This window comes from Geobacillus sp. C56-T2, from assembly GCF_007829715.1.
GTDB classification, from domain to species: domain Bacteria; phylum Bacillota; class Bacilli; order Bacillales; family Anoxybacillaceae; genus Geobacillus; species Geobacillus icigianus.
The window spans coordinates 1,931,672-1,951,902 of the sequence record NZ_VJWB01000001.1 but is presented as its reverse complement, the minus strand read 5'-3'; the positions used below and the strand labels follow the sequence as shown (position 1 = coordinate 1,951,902).

At 48.3% G+C, this 20,231-nt stretch carries 14 protein-coding genes and 1 pseudogene; 13 read left to right on the top strand and 2 right to left on the bottom strand.

All coding sequences use genetic code 11. The features are described from left to right. Window positions 1-296: 296 nt before the first annotated feature. Window positions 297-1,733, bottom strand: coding sequence for a DDE-type integrase/transposase/recombinase (locus GC56T2_RS09685; protein WP_144974183.1), 1,437 nt, complete (start codon window positions 1,731-1,733; stop codon window positions 297-299). A gap of 191 nt (window positions 1,734-1,924) precedes the next feature. Between GC56T2_RS09685 and GC56T2_RS09680 the strand changes: the two genes are divergently transcribed. The 3 genes and pseudogenes from GC56T2_RS09680 to GC56T2_RS09670 all read left to right on the top strand — a co-directional run. Beyond that, a complete protein-coding gene (locus tag GC56T2_RS09680; protein ID WP_483299727.1) occupies window positions 1,925-2,947 on the top strand; it encodes a CapA family protein in 1,023 nt (340 codons plus the stop codon). 753 nt (window positions 2,948-3,700) lie between these two features. Further along, window positions 3,701-4,684 (top strand): MBL fold metallo-hydrolase, encoded by a 984-nt coding sequence (locus tag GC56T2_RS09675; protein WP_144974812.1) that lies wholly within the window; start codon window positions 3,701-3,703, stop codon window positions 4,682-4,684. 5 nt (window positions 4,685-4,689) lie between these two features. Then, window positions 4,690-5,097, top strand: a pseudogene (locus tag GC56T2_RS09670) (bile acid:sodium symporter); the annotation flags it as partial. Between the two features lie 120 nt (window positions 5,098-5,217). On the opposite strand, the gene GC56T2_RS09665 reads toward GC56T2_RS09670, so the two are convergent. Then, window positions 5,218-6,054: a rhamnogalacturonan acetylesterase gene (locus tag GC56T2_RS09665; protein ID WP_144974810.1), complete on the bottom strand. Its 837-nt coding sequence runs from the start codon at window positions 6,052-6,054 to the stop codon at window positions 5,218-5,220. Window positions 6,055-6,568: 514 nt separating this feature from the next. Here GC56T2_RS09665 and GC56T2_RS09660 point away from each other — a divergent pair. From GC56T2_RS09660 to GC56T2_RS09610, 10 genes are all read left to right on the top strand, one after another. Beyond that, window positions 6,569-7,819 carry an esterase/lipase family protein gene (locus GC56T2_RS09660; protein ID WP_144974808.1) on the top strand — a complete coding sequence of 417 codons (1,251 nt, stop codon included), beginning with the start codon at window positions 6,569-6,571 and terminating at the stop codon, window positions 7,817-7,819. Window positions 7,820-8,242: 423 nt separating this feature from the next. Then, complete coding sequence (locus GC56T2_RS09650) at window positions 8,243-8,539, top strand: 4a-hydroxytetrahydrobiopterin dehydratase (RefSeq protein ID WP_144974806.1); 297 nt, start codon at window positions 8,243-8,245, stop codon at window positions 8,537-8,539. Window positions 8,540-8,685: 146 nt separating this feature from the next. Next, the gene (locus tag GC56T2_RS09645) at window positions 8,686-10,053 is read left to right on the top strand and encodes a sigma-54 interaction domain-containing protein (protein ID WP_144974804.1); all 1,368 of its coding nucleotides are present in this window, start codon (window positions 8,686-8,688) and stop codon (window positions 10,051-10,053) included. A gap of 237 nt (window positions 10,054-10,290) precedes the next feature. Further along, window positions 10,291-10,977, top strand: a complete 687-nt coding sequence (locus GC56T2_RS09640) for a CoA transferase subunit A (protein ID WP_144974802.1) — start codon at window positions 10,291-10,293, stop codon at window positions 10,975-10,977. Between the two features lie 29 nt (window positions 10,978-11,006). Continuing rightward, window positions 11,007-11,666, top strand: a complete 660-nt coding sequence (locus tag GC56T2_RS09635; RefSeq protein ID WP_144974800.1) for a CoA transferase subunit B — start codon at window positions 11,007-11,009, stop codon at window positions 11,664-11,666. Window positions 11,667-11,689: 23 nt separating this feature from the next. Beyond that, the gene (locus tag GC56T2_RS09630) at window positions 11,690-13,009 is read left to right on the top strand and encodes a GntP family permease (RefSeq protein WP_186440027.1); all 1,320 of its coding nucleotides are present in this window, start codon (window positions 11,690-11,692) and stop codon (window positions 13,007-13,009) included. A gap of 80 nt (window positions 13,010-13,089) precedes the next feature. Continuing rightward, a complete protein-coding gene (locus GC56T2_RS09625) occupies window positions 13,090-13,866 on the top strand; it encodes a 3-hydroxybutyrate dehydrogenase (protein WP_144974798.1) in 777 nt (258 codons plus the stop codon). A gap of 33 nt (window positions 13,867-13,899) precedes the next feature. Then, window positions 13,900-15,075 (top strand): thiolase family protein, encoded by a 1,176-nt coding sequence (locus GC56T2_RS09620; protein ID WP_144974796.1) that lies wholly within the window; start codon window positions 13,900-13,902, stop codon window positions 15,073-15,075. Between the two features lie 106 nt (window positions 15,076-15,181). After that, the gene (locus tag GC56T2_RS09615; protein ID WP_144972437.1) at window positions 15,182-16,663 is read left to right on the top strand and encodes a transposase; all 1,482 of its coding nucleotides are present in this window, start codon (window positions 15,182-15,184) and stop codon (window positions 16,661-16,663) included. 212 nt (window positions 16,664-16,875) lie between these two features. Continuing rightward, complete coding sequence (locus GC56T2_RS09610; RefSeq protein WP_144974794.1) at window positions 16,876-20,115, top strand: BTAD domain-containing putative transcriptional regulator; 3,240 nt, start codon at window positions 16,876-16,878, stop codon at window positions 20,113-20,115. The last annotated feature ends 116 nt before the right edge of the window (window positions 20,116-20,231 follow it).

Here is a 20,231-nt window from a genome sequence, read left to right as displayed (position 1 = left end):
TGCTGTTGCTCTCGTGTGACAAAGTTGTTGAGGTAGCGTCAAAAGTTCTATGAAAACTCCACACAGACCATCCCATTGAGCATCGTGGGGCATGCAGAGAGCCGGATTCGCCCTTGACCAACACCCGCCAAAGGTGGGAAAGAGTCGTCAAGGGCGACGGGGACAAAAAAGAAGGCAATAGGAAAGCCGCCCTTGCTTTTACCGAATTTTACCTTTGGCGGTGTTCGGTTGGTCAAGGGTTCGCTTCGCCGAATCCGGCAGGAGTTCTGTTCAACGGGCTCTGGAGGACAAAAAAGTTAGGCTGCCTCGTTTTGAAGGAAGTCCTGAGCCATGGTGATGAGCTTCGTCCACCGGGCTGGCATATGCGGCAGCTCGGCGAGCTCCGGGATGACGACCGGTACCCGGCCTTCGAGCGCGCTATGCGGGCGCAGAAAGTTGAAATACGCCACAAACAGCGTCACAAAGGACACCGAGCCTTCCTCGGCGCCAAACCCATGGGTCGGGCGGTAGTTGCCTTTAAAGGTCCGGTTGAATCGCTCGATGATCTGCTTGAGAGGGCGAAACTCTTCCGAGACCGGATCTTCGTTGGTCAGGCCGATCACCTGGCGGACGTCAAACGAAATCCCGTGCTGGGCAAAGAAGTGTTGCGCCAACCGGTAAATCGGGTTGCCATCCACGACGAACGACAAGTCGTCTGGAAGGGACGGCAGCTTCCTGAGGACATCATTGATCGCCTTGATGGCCGAGAGCGTGTCCCGGTTGGGCGAGACGCGATAGGACAGCACGATCTTTTTCACGGCGTCGAACATAAAGAATAGGTAATGCCAACGGCCCTTCACACGAATATATGTCTCGTCCCCACAGAACGAACCGGACAGCTCATACGGGAATCGGTCGACAAAGGGCTTGATCCAAAGCGCGACGCTGTTGGCGTAGTTGAGCACCGTCTGATGAGAGATCGAGACGCCATGGATGTCCTTCAGGGCGGCGGCGGTTTCCCTCGAGGACATCCCAAAGTTGACGTAGTACGTCAACACGAGCCCCAACACGTGCGGCGACGCAGCCAGCCGGGACAAATCGACCTTCGGCTTGATGAGCGACGAGGAAGCCAACGGGAGAAAGTCAAACAAGAACTCCCGAAACAAATACCGCACCTTGAAGGCTTGAGGATTCTGTTGAAACTGTTGGCGCTCTTTCTTCGTCATCCGGCGAAGGTTGGCCTGGTAAAACGGGCAATCGTTGTTCTTGCACTTATAGACGTTGTATTCCTTGCGTTCCTTGATTTTTTCCAACGTCTTTTTGCAGTGCGGACAACGAAAGACCGCTTGCTTGGTGAACCGATTTCGGTGGTTGAACCGGCATTGGCACACTTTGCATTGGTATTGCCCTTTTCCGCCGTTATTGGCGTACAGGTAAGAAGAGGGAGCCTGGCAGCGAGGGCAGGTCAACGAATCCGGAACACGGTGTTTCGCCTTCGCGCGGCGCTGGATGGGCCGTAAAGGACGTCTGTGCTGGGCTTCATAGTCTGCCAACAGCTTCCGGTAATCAAGGGTTTCCGGCACATCGATGATCGGAAGGTCATCGACCTGAAGTTTCCGGTACGGCTTTTGGATGGGTTCGTCCCAGTCCTCGAGATGCAAGGATTTTCCCAATATCACACCCATCAAATACACAATGATTTGATATTGGGTCTTGATGATTTCGAGCAAATAGGCTAATAATTGAGGTAACAAGCTTGTCACTCCTTTGTTTTGGCTGTTGGGTGTCGTTACCTCAATGATGGCCGAAAACAATGGGGGTGGCAAGCTTTTTTTCTTCCAACCGTTGAAACTCAAGGGAAAACCGTGAGTGTGGAGGATAAACTTTTGACAATACCGTTGTTGAACATGGGGGAGATGAAGTGTTAGCAGCGCGAAAGGGAGAGGTGAACTCCGTGCCGCTGCCTAGCCCGGCTGATAAGACGACTATAGCGCGAGCGGCAGTGAAATCCGCTGTGCGGAGACCGGATGAAGTACGCATCACCATCAGCGCTGCGGGCGATGTGACGCTTGGGCGTGATGAAAACTACGGTTATACGTATTCGTTTGATGAAGAAGTGAAAAAGCATGGATTGCGTTATTTTACGAAATACATTGAGCCGATCTTCAAGAAAGATGATTTTACGACCGTCAATTTGGAAACGACGCTGACGACCTCGACGCGGAAGGCAAGCAAGAAATTTCGTTTTCGCGGCCACCCGAGTTATGCGAAAATCTTAACCTATGGCGGCATTGATGCGGTCAATCTCGCGAATAACCATACGTACGATTATTTGGAACAAGGATACAAGGACACGATTGCCAGTTTAAAAAAGGAAAATATCGGTTATTTCGGTCGCACGCTCCGGCTGTTGAAAACGGTGAAAGGAGTCCAAATCGGGGCGCTCGGCTATGAAGGCTGGAGCAACACCAGCACGCTGCGCAAGCAAATCGCCAACGATATTCGTATGCTTCGGAAACAAGGAGCCGATCTCATCCTCGTTCATTTTCATTGGGGAGTGGAACGAAGCTATGTGCCAAACAGCACGCAAAAGGCGCTCGGCCGCTTTGCGATTGACAGCGGCGCCGATTTGGTCGTCGGCCATCATCCGCACGTCGTCCAGGGGATTGAAGAGTATAAAGACAAATTCATCGTTTACAGCCTTGGCAATTTTATGTTTGGCGGAAACAAAAATCCGAGCGACAAAGATACGTTTGTCTTCCAGCAAGTGTTTTCTTTTCAAAACGGCAAGCGGACGGCCAAAAAAGAAATCCGTGTCATCCCATTTCGCATTTCATCGGTGACGACAAGAAACAATTATCAGCCGATGCCGTTAACGGGAAAGGAAGCAGACCGGGTGAAACGGAAAATGGTCTCGCTGTCGGCGAAAATCAAAAAGCCGACTTGGACGGCGTACGAAGTAAAGTAAAAAGGCGTTGAGCTTCGGGATGATGAGTTCGCCGATTTGTTCACCGATTTCTGAAGCTGGCCATACAGCGGTGATGGATGCGGCCAAGGCAAAAGGAACGATGTTTTTCATGTCGTGACCTCCGGTTGTTTTTATATACGGATTCGGTATATAGGGACATGAGAAGTATGAAAGTAGATGAATATACGGAATTGTTTGAAAAAATTTGTAAGTTTCAATAAAGAATTTCTCATGTTTCGTTTCGATTTTCATCTCGTTCCTCTTAAGCCGGAGCGAAGTTGTTTCGGCATTTGTCTGTTCTTTGTTTGTCTTGCCTGCAAAAGAATAGAAAGTGTAAAATAAAGGTGATTCCGCTTTCATCATGCGCGCTCATCTCCGGGGGCGATGGAGGTGATCGGCAGAGTAGTCAGTTTTGCCGACAGGAGAGGCGTACAGATGACCGGGAGAATGATCGATCGCGTTCACCGGGCTTGCAAACGTCTCCACAGCTTCAGACCACAGGTTGGCCATACTTGAGCAACTCACCATTGTACTCTTCTTGACAACAAGCTGCACATCCTCGTTCGCATGTCATTTCCGAAAGAAGTCTCCCAAGAAACGTGAAAGGCACAACTCTGGCAAGCAGGGAAGGCGATTATCGATTGGCCAACACCGTCCGATCTTCCATCCATTGAACGAACAGCTTTGAATCGAAAGAATGGGTAGAACATCCCAGTTCTCAAGAAATGGCGAAAGGCAAGGGGAGGGGAAGAAATGGCGTCTACGCTGGTGGAAACGATCGGGGAGGGGATGTACCGTGTTCCGATTCCCGTCCCGTTTTCGATGAAACATGTCTACTGTTACGTGTATCAGGAGGCAGACGGCTGGAGTATTGTGGACGTTGGGTTTCGCGATCGCGAGGCGATGCGCGCCTGGGAGTCAGCGTTTCGAGAGCTGGGAATAAAGCCTCGCCATGTTCGTGCCATTTATCTTACCCATTTTCATCCGGATCATTTTGGCTTGGCTGGCTGGATGCAGCAGCAAACCGAGGCTCCCGTGTGGATCAGCGCCCTCGATTATCACATGGCAGAACGGGTCTGGGGGGAAGAAGGCATCCAAGCAGGCGAGGTGGCGGCTTTGTTTCGCCGCCATGGTGCGCCAGAGGAACTGACAGCGGAAATGGAGAAAGACATGTGGAAGCTGTCGATGCGTGTGAGTCCGCTCCCGGTGCTCACTGTCTTGGATGCTTCGGAAATTGTGCTTGGACAGCGGCGGTGGACGATTGTCCCGGTTCCCGGTCATAGCGATGGACTCATCAGTTTTTATCAGCCCGAATTGCGTCAATTGATCGCGTCGGACCACGTGCTTGATCGCATTACCCCGAATATTGGCGTATGGCCGGGAGCCGACCCGAACCCGTTGCAGCAATATTTCACTTCTTTGCGCAAAGTCGAGGAGTTGGAAGTGGATATCGCTTGGCCTGCCCATGGCGGGGCCATCCACCAGTTTCGCGAGCGGGTCAGCGCTATTGTCCGCCACCACGGACAGCGGTTGCAAGCCGTAAAAGCGCTTGCGACGGCTCGGGTGACCGCCTACGACATCGCGCGGCGCTTGTTTGACCATAAGCGATTGACTCCGACCCAATGGCGATTGGCGATTGCCGAGACGCTCGCGCATTTAGAGTATTTAGTATCGACTGGAGAATTGGAAAAAGAGGAGCATCAGCGCACTATCTTCTATGAGCAACCGGCTCGCTAACTTGGCTGACGCCGGCGTTGTCGCCGTTTTCCAAGCTGGCGCTGGCGTTTGTCGTCATGATCAACAGCGCGGTCGTTGCTCCGTATTTTGGCCGTGTTGACGCCCGGCTGTTTTTCATGGTGTTGCTCGTCTTGGCGATCGCGAGCTCCGGTTATGTTCTGTCTTGGATGGCGGCCCGATGGCTCGGGTTTGCCCCTTCGGATATTATTGCGTTAACGTTTATCGGCGGAATGCGCAACATTAGCGCCGGTGCGGTGCTGGCCATGACCTATTTTCCACCGCCAGTGAGCGTGCCGGTCGTGCTCGGCATGCTGTTTCAGCAAGTGCTTGCGTCCCTATACCACCGCTTGTTGAACAAAATGTACCATTCACCATCGAGCGGCAAAGCGCCATACGTCGGAAGCGCCCGGTAGAGATGGAAAGGGCAGGCGGTATGCTGGCTATCAGACAGCGCCTAGCGGGAGTAAAAAGTGAAAAAACACCCGTCCTAGGTGGAGCGGGTGCGGGAAAAAGCAGGTGAGGCGCTGCCGGCGTTACGGCGTTTCAGCGCTGAGGCGGTCCCGCATACGCTCTTGTTTCGGCGAACGGACGAGGTGGCGGCGAAGAGGAAGGTTGAGTTCGACAATCCCTTCAGCGACGAGCCGAGCGATTTCTTTCGCCCCCCGCCGGTGAAAGTGGGTGTTGTCTTTGATGCCGTTTGGGTAATTACGGTGCTCGCCGCGCTCAAGCCATAAAAAGAGCCGTTTCGTCTGTTCCGGGCCGAGCTGTTCAAACCGTTGTCTGCTTTTGGCCGTCAAATCGATGACCGGAACGTGCTCTCTCTCCCCAAGCGCCTTCATGGCTGCAGGATAAAGTCCATGCGAGTTGAGCGCCCGCCCATCCGCAGAAAAGCGCCGCCGCTCGACCGGAGTGATGAGGACGGGAATCGCTCCTTTCATCCGGGCGCCGTCAATATATTGTTTTAAATAGGCTTGGTAAGAGGTGAACGGTTCGGTGTAACGCGCTGGATCGTTCGCCTTTTCGTCGTTATGACCAAACTGAATAAACAAATAATCGCCTTTTTTGAGCTCTCGCAAAATGCGATCAAGCCGTCCTTCTTCAATAAAACTTTTCGCACTTCGTCCCGAAGCAGCCATATTTTTGACGCGCACGTGGTCGTCAAACCAACGGCCGAGCATTTCTCCCCATCCGGCTCGCGGGGCGCGGGAGCGGGGCGCAGCAGCGACCGTTGAGTCACCGGCCAAATAGATGACAATGGTCGTCCCCTGCCTTGCCTTGGCTGCGTCTCCATTCGTCGCTGTCCTAGCTATGAGAACGGCGCCGATGGCGATGATGACGGAGCACAAGAAAGCCGCTTGTTTCCCTTTCAATCAAGTTCCCCCTACTCAACAACAGTTCATTTCGTTGTTATCGTGGCTTGTCATCCGCTTGTTTATGCGCAGCGAGGTTGGTCAATCTGTTACCATCCAGCGAAAACATGCGGATACCAAAAAAGTTCCGTGGTCATTGTGACCTGCCCTCCACCCAGATGGCTGGTGAAAAACGGTTGTTTCTTTTGAGCAATGGGGGAGCGTTTGAAAGACGCTCCTGATGCGGCAAGGCTTTTCTATTTGAGAAACGAGCTTGATAAGCGGCTTGCTCCCTTAAATCACCGGCCTCCTAGGGATGAAAATCACCGCTTGCCGACGGGACTTTCATAGAAAGGTTCGATGGACAGCGCGATCTGCTCTCCACCCAAGCATGAAAATCTCGCGTCAGGCCGGCATTTTTAAGGAAAATATTTCTGTGCTTGTTCATGTCGAAATCCCGACAATTGCGGGGATTGAAGGGGAATGGTTTTATAGATAAAATATTCGGGTAATTCAGAATAATGGAGGGAGCATAATGAAATGCGGTCGGGTTCTGTTTCTGTTGCTCGGATTATGGTTTGTGTTCGGTCTATCGGTCGCGGGAGGGCGGGCCGAAGCGGCAGCTTCACGCGCCAATAATGCCCCCATCGTGCTTCTCCATGGTTTTACCGGTTGGGGAAGGGACGAAATGGTTGGATTCAAGTACTGGGGCGGCGTGCGCGGTGATATCGAACAATGGTTGAACGACAACGGTTATCGAACTTATACGCTGGCGGTCGGACCGCTCTCAAGCAATTGGGACCGAGCGTGTGAAGCGTATGCTCAGCTTGTCGGCGGGAAGGTCGATTACGGGGCAGCCCATGCGGCAAAGCACGGTCATGCGCGGTTTGGCCGCACGTATCCCGGCCTGTTGCCAGAATTGAAACAGGGCGGCCTCATTCATATCATCGCCCATAGCCAAGGAGGACAGACGGCCCGCTTGCTTGTCTCACTCCTAGAGAAGGGCAGCCAAGAAGAGCGGGAGTACGCCAAGGCGCACAATGTGTCGTTGTCACCGTTGTTCGAAGGCGGCCATCGTTTCGTGTTAAGTGTGACGACGATCGCCACTCCTCATGACGGAACGACGCTTGTCAATATGGTCGATTTCACCGACCGCTTCTTTGACTTGCAAAAAGCGGTGCTGAAAACGGCGGCTGTCGCCAGCAATATGCCTTATACAGACAGCGTGTACGACTTCAAACTCGACCAATGGGGACTGCGCCGCCAGCCGGGTGAATCGTTCGACCATTATGTGGAACGGCTCAAGCGCTCCCCGGTTTGGACGTCCACAGATACCGCCCGCTACGATTTATCCATCTCCGGCGCTGAAGCGTTGAATCGGTGGGTGCAAGCGAGTCCCAACACGTATTATTTGAGTTTTTCCACCGAGCGAACGGAGCGAGGAGCATGGACTGGAAACCATTATCCAGAGCTCGGCATGAACGCGTTTAGTGCGGTCGTCTGCGCTCCGTTTCTCGGTTCGTACCGCAATCCGGCGCTCGGTGTTGACGATCGCTGGCTTGAAAACGACGGCATCGTCAATACGGTTTCGATGAACGGTCCAAAACGTGGGTCAAGCGATCGAATCGTGCAGTATGACGGGACAATACGAAAAGGGGTTTGGAATGACATGGGAACGTACAATGTCGATCATTTGGAAGTCATTGGCGTTGACCCGAATCCGTTGTTTCCGATTCGTTCTTTTTATTTGCGCCTTGCCGAGCAGTTGGCAGGCTTGCGGCCTTAAAACAAGCATTGGGCGAAAAAGCCATCCTGATCGGATGGCTTTTACTGTGAAAACCCCGCCGGTGTATCGTGATTTTCGTGCTTAGGTGGAGGGCAAAGCGTTGCTCATAGACCTTTTAGTGAACATGCGCTGCCTTGATCCGTCATTTTTATGCCAAGCTAGGGAGCAAGGGCTTATGAATGTTTTTTGCAGAGCAAGCGCGTGAGCTGTATGACGGCCGCGGATGTCCGGTGGTATAATAAGGAGAAAGCAGGCGGATGGGGAATGGGCGCGAAGCCGATCGAGCGGCAAAAGAACGGTATACATTTATGTCAAGTGGGATGGAAGGTGGAAGATCATCAACGGCGTGCCCTACAACATGACACCAGCTCCTTCATTTGTCCATCAGTATTGCAAAGGAATCATAGAGAGTGAGGGATCACAGTGCGGTTAACCGAAGAGGAAGTGCAAGCACTGCTTGCCGAGACAGACGGCTGGAAGCTCACCGACGAGCGATGGATCGTGAAAAAATACCGTTTTCAAGACTACTTGCAAGGCGTTGAGTTCGTCCGGCGAATCGCCGCCATTTCCGAAAACGCCAATCACCATCCATTCATTTCCATCGACTACAAGTTGATCACGGTGAAGCTGTCTTCGTGGCGTGCGAAAGGGTTGACGATGCTCGATTTTGACTTGGCGAAGCAGTATGATGAGGTGTATGAGCAGATGAAGCAATCCTAAATGTTTTGCCATGGCTTCAAGTTAGGCCGTGATTCGCTCAATTTTTCTGTATAGGTTTATTTCAATAAAGCGGTTGTGCGAGTAAATCACCACCCTTTAGGTGAGACCGATGGAGAACATTGAAAAGAAAGTGTGAGATGCAGACGATGAGAACGAATGAATCGACTGTAAATGAAATGCTGAAAACGATCATTGATAATGTCCATGAAGGAATCGTCATTGTGGATGAAAAAGGAAAAATCATTTATATGAATAAAAGTTATTGCAAGTTTTTGGAAAAAGAGCAGGAAGAAGTTATCGGCAAGCACGTAACGGAGGTGATTGAAAATACGAGAATGCATATTGTTGTTCAAACCGGAAAAGAAGAGATGGCTGATTTACAATATATAAAAGGAAACTATATGATTGCCAACCGTATTCCCATTGTGATCAATGGGAGAATCGTCGGGGCGGTCGGAACGGTTATTTTTCGAGATATTCACGAATGGAAGCGGATGAATAGTCATATTAAAAATTTGTTGCTTCAACTAAAAACATATTTAGAGGAATGGAAGGAAGACAATGGAGCGAAATATACATTAAAAGATATTGTTTCCCAATCAAAACAAATGGAAATGTTAAAGGAACGAGTAAAACGTATTGCTGATAGTGACGTTTCGGTGTTGATTCGTGGGGAAAGCGGCACGGGTAAAGAGTTGTTCGCCCATAGCATTCATCAGTTAAGCAGCCGAAGTCATAAGCCGTTTATCAAGGTCAACTGCGGTGCTATTCCCGATCACTTATTGGAATCAGAACTGTTTGGCTACGAAGAAGGGGCCTTTACTGGAGCGAAAAAAGGCGGAAAAAAAGGAAAGTTTCAATTAGCTGATGGTGGGACGGTTTTTCTTGATGAAATTGGCGATATGCCGTTGCATATGCAAGTGAAATTGTTGCGTGTTTTGCAGGAGAAAGAGATTGAACCGGTGGGGGCAACAAAAACAGTTCCCGTCGATGTCCGAATTATCGCTGCTACCAATCGGCCCTTGGAAAAGTTGATCGAAGAAAAACGGTTCCGTGAAGATTTATACTACCGTATCAATGTCGTGTCGATTTTCATTCCTCCTTTGCGTGAGAGGCCAGAGGATCTCAGCGCATTGGTGCATCATTTCGTCAATAAGATCAGCAAGCGTTTGGGAAAACGAATCACAGCCATTGATAAGAACGTATGGCATATTTTTTCTCAACATTCATGGCCGGGGAACATCCGTGAACTTGAAAATGTCATGGAAGTGGCTGTTCACTTTGCTGAAGGAGAAACGATTACCGTTGAAGCATTACCGGAGTATTTAAGAGCCAGTTCCGTATATCAATTGCAAGGAAAAACACTAAAGCAGTTGCTTGAAGAAACAGAGAAGGCAATTATCAAAAAAAGTTTGTCGCTTCATCAGAACGATAAAGTAAAGGCAGCTGAGGCTTTAGGCATTAGCAAGTCAACGATGTATGAGAAGATAAAAAAATACGGTCTGGATGGTTAGTTTCCGGAATCTTGGAATTTGTTCCGAGATTCCGGATTTTTTGTGTGAACAACATACAAGTGGAGCAGTGTTTGTGTAAGGAATAACGTTTTTATAGAACAAATGTCCGAGTTTTTGGAATAAAGAAAGAGATGTTGAACTCGTTATTCTGTCTGCTCTTAATATATTTTGTTGGCATCATTCTTGCTTGTATAGGTGAACGAAGAAATCAATAACACATAGGGAGGTAAAACACCAATGAAGCAAGTACATTCGTCTTTTATCGAGGCGGTGAAAGACATTCCAGATGGGGCAACGATTATGGTTGGCGGCTTCGGTCTTGTCGGCATTCCGGAAAACTTAATTCTCGCGTTAGCGGAAACGGGTGTCAAGGATTTAACGGTTATCTCCAATAATTGCGGTGTGGATGACTGGGGACTTGGATTGCTCCTCAAAAATAAGCAAATTAAGAAAATGATCGCTTCTTATGTTGGAGAAAATAAAGAGTTTGAACGCCAAGTTCTCAATCAGGAAATAGAAGTGGAATTAATTCCCCAAGGAACGTTGGCGGAACGTATTCGCGCTGGCGGGGCCGGAATTCCAGCTTTTTACACCCCTGCCGGAGTTGGCACGCCGATTGCGGAAGGGAAAGAAGTACGGGTATTTAACGGCAAAGAGTATATTCTTGAAACAGCGTTAGTTGCTGACTTTAGTTTAGTACGCGCGTGGAAAGGAGATAAAATGGGGAATCTGATTTACAATAAAACAGCGCGCAACTTTAACCCGATGATGGCGGCAGCAGGGAAAATTACGATTGCGGAAGTGGAGGAGCTCGTGGAAATTGGCGATTTGGATCCGGATTCCATTCATACGCCGAGCATTTATGTACAACGGCTAGTCGTTGGAAAACAAGAAAAACGGATTGAGCGTCTAGTTGTTCGCTAGGATGTTGAAGAAAGGAGCAAGTGAAAACAATGAATAAACAATCCATTCGTGAAAGAATTGCCAAACGTGCTGAGCGAGAAATTGAAAACGGTTTCTATGTCAATTTGGGAATTGGTATACCAACTCTTGTCGCTCATTTTATCCAACCGTATAAAAAAGTGGTGCTGCAATCGGAAAATGGGTTGTTAGGCATCGGACCTTACCCTACGAAAGATGAGGTAGATCCTGATTTAATCAATGCAGGGAAAGAAACGATAACCGCAATTCCGGGGGCTTGTTATTTTAGTAGTGCCGAATCATTTGCCATGATTCGTGGAGGTCATATCGATGTCGCCATTTTGGGAGGAATGGAAGTTTCTGAAGAAGGTGATCTTGCTAATTGGATGATCCCTGGAAAAATGATTAAAGGAATGGGGGGAGCGATGGATTTAGTGCATGGGGCGAAAAAGATTATTGTCGTCATGGAGCATGTCAGCAAGGATGGAAAACCGAAGATTGTGAAAAAGTGTAGTCTTCCGTTGACGGGAAGGAAAGTGGTCAACCGCATTATTACCGAAAAAGCAGTGATCGATGTGACCGAGGATGGATTGAAGTTAGTAGAAATTTTGGATGGAAGCAGCATCGAAGAGATTCAATCTTTGACAGAGCCAACATTGATTATCGATGAAACGCTTTTTATTCAGGCATAATTTTTGTCTAGGGGTGATCGGGGATGTGGAGCATGATCGGTCTAATAGGCGGGCTGGCATTACTCATTTATTTAACCATGAGAGGAATGAATTTATTTATTGCTGCGCCACTATGCGCATTCGTAGTGGCTGTTTTCAGCGGATTGCCGCTCTTTCCGCAGTTAGTTGGCGAAGGGGAAGCCAATTTCGTCGGAAATTACATGATGGGATTCTCAAGCTTTATTCAATCTTGGTATCTAATGTTTTTATTAGGTGCTATTTTTGAGAAATTAATGGAAGACAGTGGGGCAGCTTATAGCGTTTCGAAATGGATTGTGGATAAGTTGGGAATGAAGCATGCAGCGCTGGCTATTGTGATTGCTTGTGCCGTTTTAACATATGGAGGAGTCAGCTTATTCGTCGTTGCATTTTCTGTTTATCCGATGGCTGTGAGCTTGTTTAAGCAGGCTAATTTGCCGCGCCGCTTTATTCCAGCAGCCCTTGCCTTTGGTTCTGTGACATTCACGATGACGTCAGCGGGGTCTCCCGAAATTCAAAACTGGATTCCGATTGAATATTTAAAGACGTCTCCATATGCTGGTTGGGAAGTCAGCCTCATCGTTGCCATTTTTATGGCTTTGTTCGGCTACTGGTGGTTGAAGAAAATGATCGATAAGGCAGTGGCGAGAGGGGAGAGATTTGTTTCTAGACCAGGCGATCCGGTTGAAGAAGGCCAGGAACTGCCTCATCCCGTTCTTGGTCTCATCCCGCTTTTGGTTGTATTAGTGATTTCGTTTGTGTTTCATGATTCCTTAAAACAATCGGCGCTCATTGTGGCCTTGCTTGGTGGTGTCATCGCTACGTACGTATGCAATTATAAACATTTCAAAAATTTTGGAAGTGCTGTATCTGAAGGAACGATTGGAGCATTAATCGCTTTAGGGAACACAGCGGCAGTGGTTGGGTTTGGCGGTGTGGCGAAAGCTGTTCCTGCCTTTCACACAGCGGTAGAAACGATTACGAGCATTCCGGGCAGCCCATTAATTGGGGGAGCTATTGCGGTTAGTGTCATTGCAGGAATGACGGGTTCAGCCTCTGGAGGACAGGCTATTGCGTTGCCGCTCATCGCGCCGCACTATCTGGATATGGGGGTCAATCCGGAAGCGCTGCATCGTGTGGTTGCCATTTCTTCTGGAGCGCTTGATTCGTTGCCGCATAACGGATATGTAGTTACAACGATTCGAGCGATTTGTGGGGAAACCCATCAAGATGCCTATAATGCGGTAGGGGCTTTAACCGTAATTGTTCCCGCGCTAGGGACGGTGTTGGCAATCATTTTATTTTCTCTTGGTTTAGGAATTTGAAAAAGTGCGAAAAAGGAATTGTTTTTTGAAAAGATAGAGGGTATGACGCTTAGATGAAACATCGGTGGAGGGATCGGTTAGTGGTAAAAGGAAAAGTAATGTTCATTACGGGAGCAGCGAGCGGAATTGGATATGAAATGGCGAAAACTTTTGCTGAAAACGGCAGTAAAGTTGTGCTCACAGACATCCATAAAACAGCCGTGGAGAAAGCGGCTGAATCGCTGCAAAATAGCGACTATGAGGCGATTGGCCTGAAGTGCGATGTCACGTCTGAGGAAGAGGTTAAAGCGGCCTTGGATGAAACGTTGAACCGATTCGGTCGGATTGATATTCTGATTAACAATGCAGGACTGCAATATGTAGCCAATATTGAAGATTTTCCAACGCAGAAATTTAAACAGCTTGTTGATGTTATGCTCGTAGCCCCATTCATTGCTATTAAACATGTTTTTCCAACGATGAAACAACAAAACTATGGTCGTATTATTAACATCGCCTCCATTAACGGCTTGGTCGGTTTTGCTGGAAAAGCGGCGTACAATAGCGCGAAGCACGGGGTCATTGGTTTAACAAAGGTGGCGGCCCTTGAAGGAGCACCGTATGGAATTACGGTCAATGCTTTATGTCCCGGATATGTCGATACACCGCTTGTCCGCAACCAATTGAATGATTTAGCGGCCGCCAGAAATGTTCCGTTAGAAAAAGTATTGGAGGAGGTCATTTATCCGCTTGTGCCACAACGGCGTCTGTTATCGGTTGAGGAAATTGCAAACTATGCGCTGTTTTTAGCGAGCGAACAGGCAAGAGGTATTACCGGGCAGGCAGTTGTCATCGATGGCGGGTATACGGCGCAGTGAAGATGTTATGTGATGAGGAAGGAGCGGTACAGAATGAGAGAAGTGGTCATTACAGCAGCCGTGCGTACACCGATTGGAACGTTTGGCGGCGTCTTTAAAGACCTGTTGCCAACAGATTTAATTGTTCCTGTTTTAGAGGAAGCAGTAAAGCGCAGCCAAATTGAGAAAAACGAAGTAAACGAAGTGATTTTGGGGCATTGCATTCAGAGGACGGATATACCTAATACAGCGAGAACGGCTGCCTTGCTAGCCGGATTTCCTCATACAACAACCGGTTTTACGATTCAGCGCCAGTGCGCTTCTGGAATGCAAGCGATTATTTCGGCGGCTATGCAAATTGAAGTCGGGCTGAGCGAAGTGGTCATTGCCGGCGGTGTGGAAGCCATGAGTTCTAGTCCGTATATAGTAAAGCAGTATCGTTGGGGGGCGCGTTTACAGCACCAGCAAGTTTATGATAGCGTTTGGGAAGTTCTCGAGGATCCTATTCACCATGTGATGATGGGGGAAACGGCTGAGAATCTTGCCGAACAGTATGGGATCACAAGGGAAGAGCAGGATGAGCTGGCGTTGTTAAGCCATCGGCGAGCTATTTTGGCGATGGAATCGGGATACTTTGATTCTCAAATTGTTCCGATCACGGTAAAAACACGGAAGGAAGAGATGGTTGTAACGAAAGATGAGCATCCACGAGCCGATGTGACGAAAGAAAAATTGGCTTCTTTAAAACCTGTATTTCGAAAAAATGGAACGGTAACAGCAGGGAATGCGTCGGGAATTAATGACGGTGCTGCTGCGCTTGTGCTCATGTCCGCCGAGTATGCGCAGCAACGAGGAATCCAGCCGCTTGCGAAAGTAGTTGGTTATGCTGTTGCCGGAGTGGATCCTCTAGTGATGGGACGCGGTCCGGTTCCAGCGGTACAAAAAGGATTAGAAAGGGTAAATTGGACGTTAGCCGAAGCCGATTTGATTGAAATCAATGAAGCATTTGCTGCTCAGTATTTAGCTGTAGAAAAGGAACTGCGTTTAGACAGAGATAAAGTGAACGTAAACGGGAGCGGCATCAGTTTGGGCCATCCGATTGGGTGCACAGGAGCGCGGATTGTCGTCAGTCTTATTCATGAGTTGCAGCGCCGTCGGCTTGAAAAAGGAATTGCCTCTTTATGCGTAGGCGGAGGAATGGGGACAGCGTTGTTTATTGAAGCCTTGTAAAGCTGGACATATCATTTGTGAGGGGTTCCTAGAAGGCCGGTGAAAAAGTACACGCCAAGGCAGGGATGTAGGGGGCTTATGTCGAAAAAGGAAGAAGAATCTTTGAATGGAGCGTGAGCAGATCATGAAAGCCCCCAAACATCCTTCGACTCAGCCTCGTCTGTTTCAAGTCATCGACATGGAGGAACTGGTTCCCCCACATCATATCCTGCGCCAAATCAACGAAGCAGTTGACTTTTCCGTCATTCACGATTGGGTGGCTCCCCTGTACACGGAAAAAACGGGTCGTCCGGCGGCGGATCCGGAACGGCTGCTTCGCCTGATGCTGCTATCGTATTTGTTCGACCACTCCGAGCGGGAGTTGTATGAGATCCTCCCCATGCATGCCGGATACTTGTGGTTTTGCGGTCTCGACTTTGAATCCGTGCTCCATCCGGATCCTCATCACCCCACACTGCCGGATCGAACGACGCTCGTCAAAACACGGAAGCGCTGGCGCCAACACGGAATCTTTGATCGGCTGATGACCTACGTGGTGGATCAGTGCATCGCGGCAGGGCTGGTCTCGCCGGATGTGCATGCGGCGGCCGATGGCACTCAAGTGCGGGCGAATGCTTCGATCCACAGCTTGCGGGAAGTCAAGCTCGCTCCGGTGGAACCGTTGGAGGACTACCTCGCCCGCACCGCCCGGGAAGATGAACAGGCCGAGTCCCCGGAGGCGGACCGGGATCCCGATGACGACCCGCCTTCTCCGTCTCCCCCATCAGGGGAACGCGTCCATGCCGGAGAACGAGGAAACTTCCGTGGAACTACGTTTTCCAACCAAACCCATCGAAGCGTGACGGATCCGGATGCCCGGTTGTACAAGAAAGGCAAAGGACAGGAAGCGTATCCTCGGTATCTGGTGCACGACGTCATCGACGTCCAGTCGCGCGTGATTTTGTCCAGACGAGCCAGCCTCGCCACCGGAACGGCGGAGCGGGAGACGAGTTTGGAGCAGCTGGCTTCCATTCGGTTTCGCCACCCGTCGATCACGATTCGAACCTTGTCCGCAGACAAAGCGTATGGCACCACGGAGTATTTGAAAGAGCTCTTCGTCCAAGGCATCACGCCGCTCGTGTCGCTGCGCCGCAAGGAGATGGAAGAAATTCCAACCTGGAAGCGCCGGGCGAAGGATCCCGCTCAGGAAGCACAACGCCAGGCGAAAGTCCGGGAAGTTCAGATTCGCAACCAAGCGAGGCTCATTCAGCAACAGGGCGGTTATCGATCCATTCAAGCCCTTCGCACGCGTTGTGAGCATGTGTTTGCCGAAGGGAAGGAATGTCATGGGCTGGACCGGGCCCGAAGCCGAGGCCTTTACGCCATGGAAGAACAGGCGCTGTTGACCGCCGTCGTGCAAAATCTGAAGCGATTGTGCCGGTTTCGAAAAAAACGAGGGGAGACCGGCTCTTTGGCGTGCGCAAAAATGGAAGTTGGAGCAGGAAGTCCTGCTCGTCCTCCCGTCCTTTGGCGCCAAATGGCGGGGAGAATGGTCTCCAAAATTCGACATGAGGGAAGTCTATGCCCCATTAATTCACCGGCCTTCTAGAGTCAAAAATCGAACAACAGAGGGAGTCCAAAAGCATCCGCTTTTAGGCTCCCTTGATCTATTTTCATTTCTTTCCGTTCTTTGCCAATAAATTCACAACAATGGCGTTAAAATCAAGTAGGATTTTTTGGGTGACTGTCGAATCACTTACTATTGAGCAATGTGGAAACGGATTTAGTTCAACAAGGATTGTTCATCAGAGGGGGGATTGAATGAGCTATCCATCTTCAGTTATTGAGACGAAGTTCATTCCGCCTTATCTCAAGGAAACGGTGATTGTACGCCCGTCCTTGATGAAAAAATTAATTCGTATGAAAAACTATCCCCTCACCATTATTCACTCAGGACCGGGTTATGGTAAAAGCACATCGTTGGCTTTGTCGCTTAGTAGTTCGCATATACCATTTTGCTGGTATACGATTTCAGAACAGGACGATAATTTTTTTCCTTTTCTTATGCATATGGTTTATTGCGTGCGCACCTTATTTCCGGATTTTGGGGCAGAGCTGTTGACGATTCTTGAACAAGAAACTTCCTCCAACTATGATAAAGAAAAAGTAGAATTTATTTGTTCAAAATTTATTAATGAGGTCAACGCCTTCGGCCAGGAATTTGTTCTTGTGCTCGATGATTTTCACTTGCTTGAACGTTCGGAATGGATCAATCGATGGATGAAGTTGTTCATCGTGCACAAGCCAGCGAATATTCACGTTGTGATTTCAAGCAGAAGACGTCCTTCTTGGGATATTTTGGATAAGATGAAAGTAAAAGGGGAAATGTTAGAGATTACAGAGAAGGACTTAGTGTTTTCAAAAGAAGAAATAGACGTCTTGTTTTCGGATTCTTATGGAATTCCTTTAGAGTGGGAGACTGTTGAGCAAATCCATACTATGACCGAGGGATGGATCATCGCTATCCAGATGATTTGGCAGCAAATGAAAATAAAGGCCGATTATTCAATTGTTAACACTCAATCGGCTTCTATGGATGATCTTTTTCGTTTTCTAGCTTTAGAAGTGTTTTTTAAGCAACCAGACGCAGTGCGTGATTTTTTGGAACGGACCAGTGTGTTTGAAGAGTTTTCGGAATCGGTTTGTCATTTATGGTTTTCAGTGGAAGATACACGTTATATTTTAGACTACTTAATGAGGCAAAATTTATTTATCAATCTGATCAGTGAAGGGCGATATCGTTATCACGCATTGTTCCGAGAATTTCTGCAATCACAAATCAGTAAAAAGCGAGACATTTTTTATCATACCCATCAGCAAGCCGCTGAGTATTATAGTCGATGGCAAGACTATGAGAAAGCGATCCTTCATTTGTTAGAGATTAAGGAGTACGAACGAATAGCAATCATCCTTCAGTGCAACGGCAGATCGATGTTGGAGGAAGGGAAAATTGAGACACTTCTCAAAGTTCTTCGTCAAATTCCTCAACATATAAAAAATCAGTATTATATGCTATGGTTTTACGAAGGAGAAATTTATCGATACCGCTCGCAATACGAAGAGGCTCTCGATTGCTATCGACGGATGGAAAGCAGCGCGGGGATAAAAAATGATGGAATCGGCATAGGTTTAGGAGTGGAAGGACAGGCAAGGGTATATCTTGACACGGTGCAACCGAGCAAAGCAGATCCATTGTTGAGAAAAGCCATTGGATTACTGGATCACCCACACTCTGATCAGTTTGGAGGGAATGAGAGAAAATGGTCACTGTATGTTCTTATGGCTGAAAACTTGCTGAATATGGGGAATACTGTGGATGCGGAAAAGTGGTATTTACAAACGAAATCGTTCGAAGATGGTACAAAACATTTAAAAATGATTGAATTAGAAGCGCGGCTTTATTTAAGAACAGGGCGGCTTCAACAAGCAAAGGAAATTTTGAAAAACTATAGGGAAAAGCAAAACGAGCAGCTGTATTTATCGAGAGCGCACCGGACGAGTGAAATTTTACTGGCGCTCATTTGTGTATATATGGGAGAAGTCGAAGAAGCAAAAAAACTGGCTGAGTCAGGAATTCTCCAGGGAATCAAATGGAAAGCGCCTTTTGTTGAGGCTTGCGGATGGATGAGAAAAGGACATGCGTTGCAGCTGAATCATGTATATGAGCAAACAATGGCTATTCATTGTTATGAAACAGCCATTTGTATGATGGATGATATGAACATCTCACGCGGAAAAGCTGAGCCTTGGATGGGATTATGCTTGCTGTATGGAAGAAGCGGCTGCTATGATCTAGCATTGGAATGCGGGGTGAGAGCGCTTTCAGAAACAGAAAAGGTGAAGGATATTTGGCTGTCATCATTTATTCTCCTTGCCCTAGGAATTGCGTTGTATTATAGCGGTGATATTCAAAAAGCACGACAAATGTTTCACCAATGTTTATCGATCTTTCAGCAATGCGGTTGTCAATACGGTTTAATGGTTTCATATTTTTGGATCTCGCTGCTGGAATTTGAGCAAAAAAATGAACAGGCATTTCATGCATCCTTTCACCAATGTTTGCATCTAATCGATAAACAAGATTATTCATTTTTTGTTGAGAAAAAGACATTGTTTGGTCCGACTGACTTACAAAGCATCATACCGATGTTAATGAAAGCGAAAAAACAAGGGATCGAAACACATACCGCCAGTCGATTGCTTGAACGAGTGGGAATGAAAGACGTTTCTTTTCATCCTGGCTACACGTTGAAAGTTCGCACTTTGGGAGAGTTTAAACTGTTTTTGGGACAGAAAGAAGCGAGTGAACGGGAATGGAAGCGGGAAAAGGCCAAAGAACTGTTTCAATTGTTCATTACCCGGCGCGGCCAGCTGTTGCCGCGAAGCAAAATATTATCTTTGCTTTGGAAGGATAGTCATGAAGCAGCAGCGGAACGGGATTTTAAAGTGGCGCTGAACGCGTTAAACAAAGTCATCGAACCCCATCGTAAAGCGCGTTCGGAATCATTTTTTATCGAAAGGCGGGGGGTGTTGTATGGATTAAGCAGTAAAGCGGTCATTGAAATTGATGCTGTCCAATTTCAAACGTTGATTGAAAAAGGATTGGAAGAGCGGGACCGAGACGCGGCTGCCGAAATGTTAAAACAAGGACTCAGTCTATACCGAGGCGATTATTTGCCCGATCGTCTTTATGCGGACTGGTGTGCCGAAGAGAGAGAAAGACTGCTCCTTTTATTTTTGAAGGGAGCGGAGCGGCTGGCGCAAATTAACGTGTCGCAGGAGAATTTTGATGAAGCGATTTATTGGTGTGATCAAATACTCGCTAGAGACCGTTGTTGGGAAGAAGCCTATCGGCTGTTGATGTATTGCTATTATCGGAAAAATAACCGTACTTATGCGGTCAAGCTATATAAAAAATGTTGCGAGCAATTGAAAAACGAGCTTGGTGTCGAACCATCGGATACGACAAAGCAAATGTTTGAAATGATTACAATGAATTGACGGCGCGTTTGTCTGCGCTAATATCGATTTTCACGATGTGTTCATCATCTGGGGGTATGGTATACCGCCTTCTTCCTATCTTTCATTGGCATCACAAAACGGGTGCAGAGGAGCCT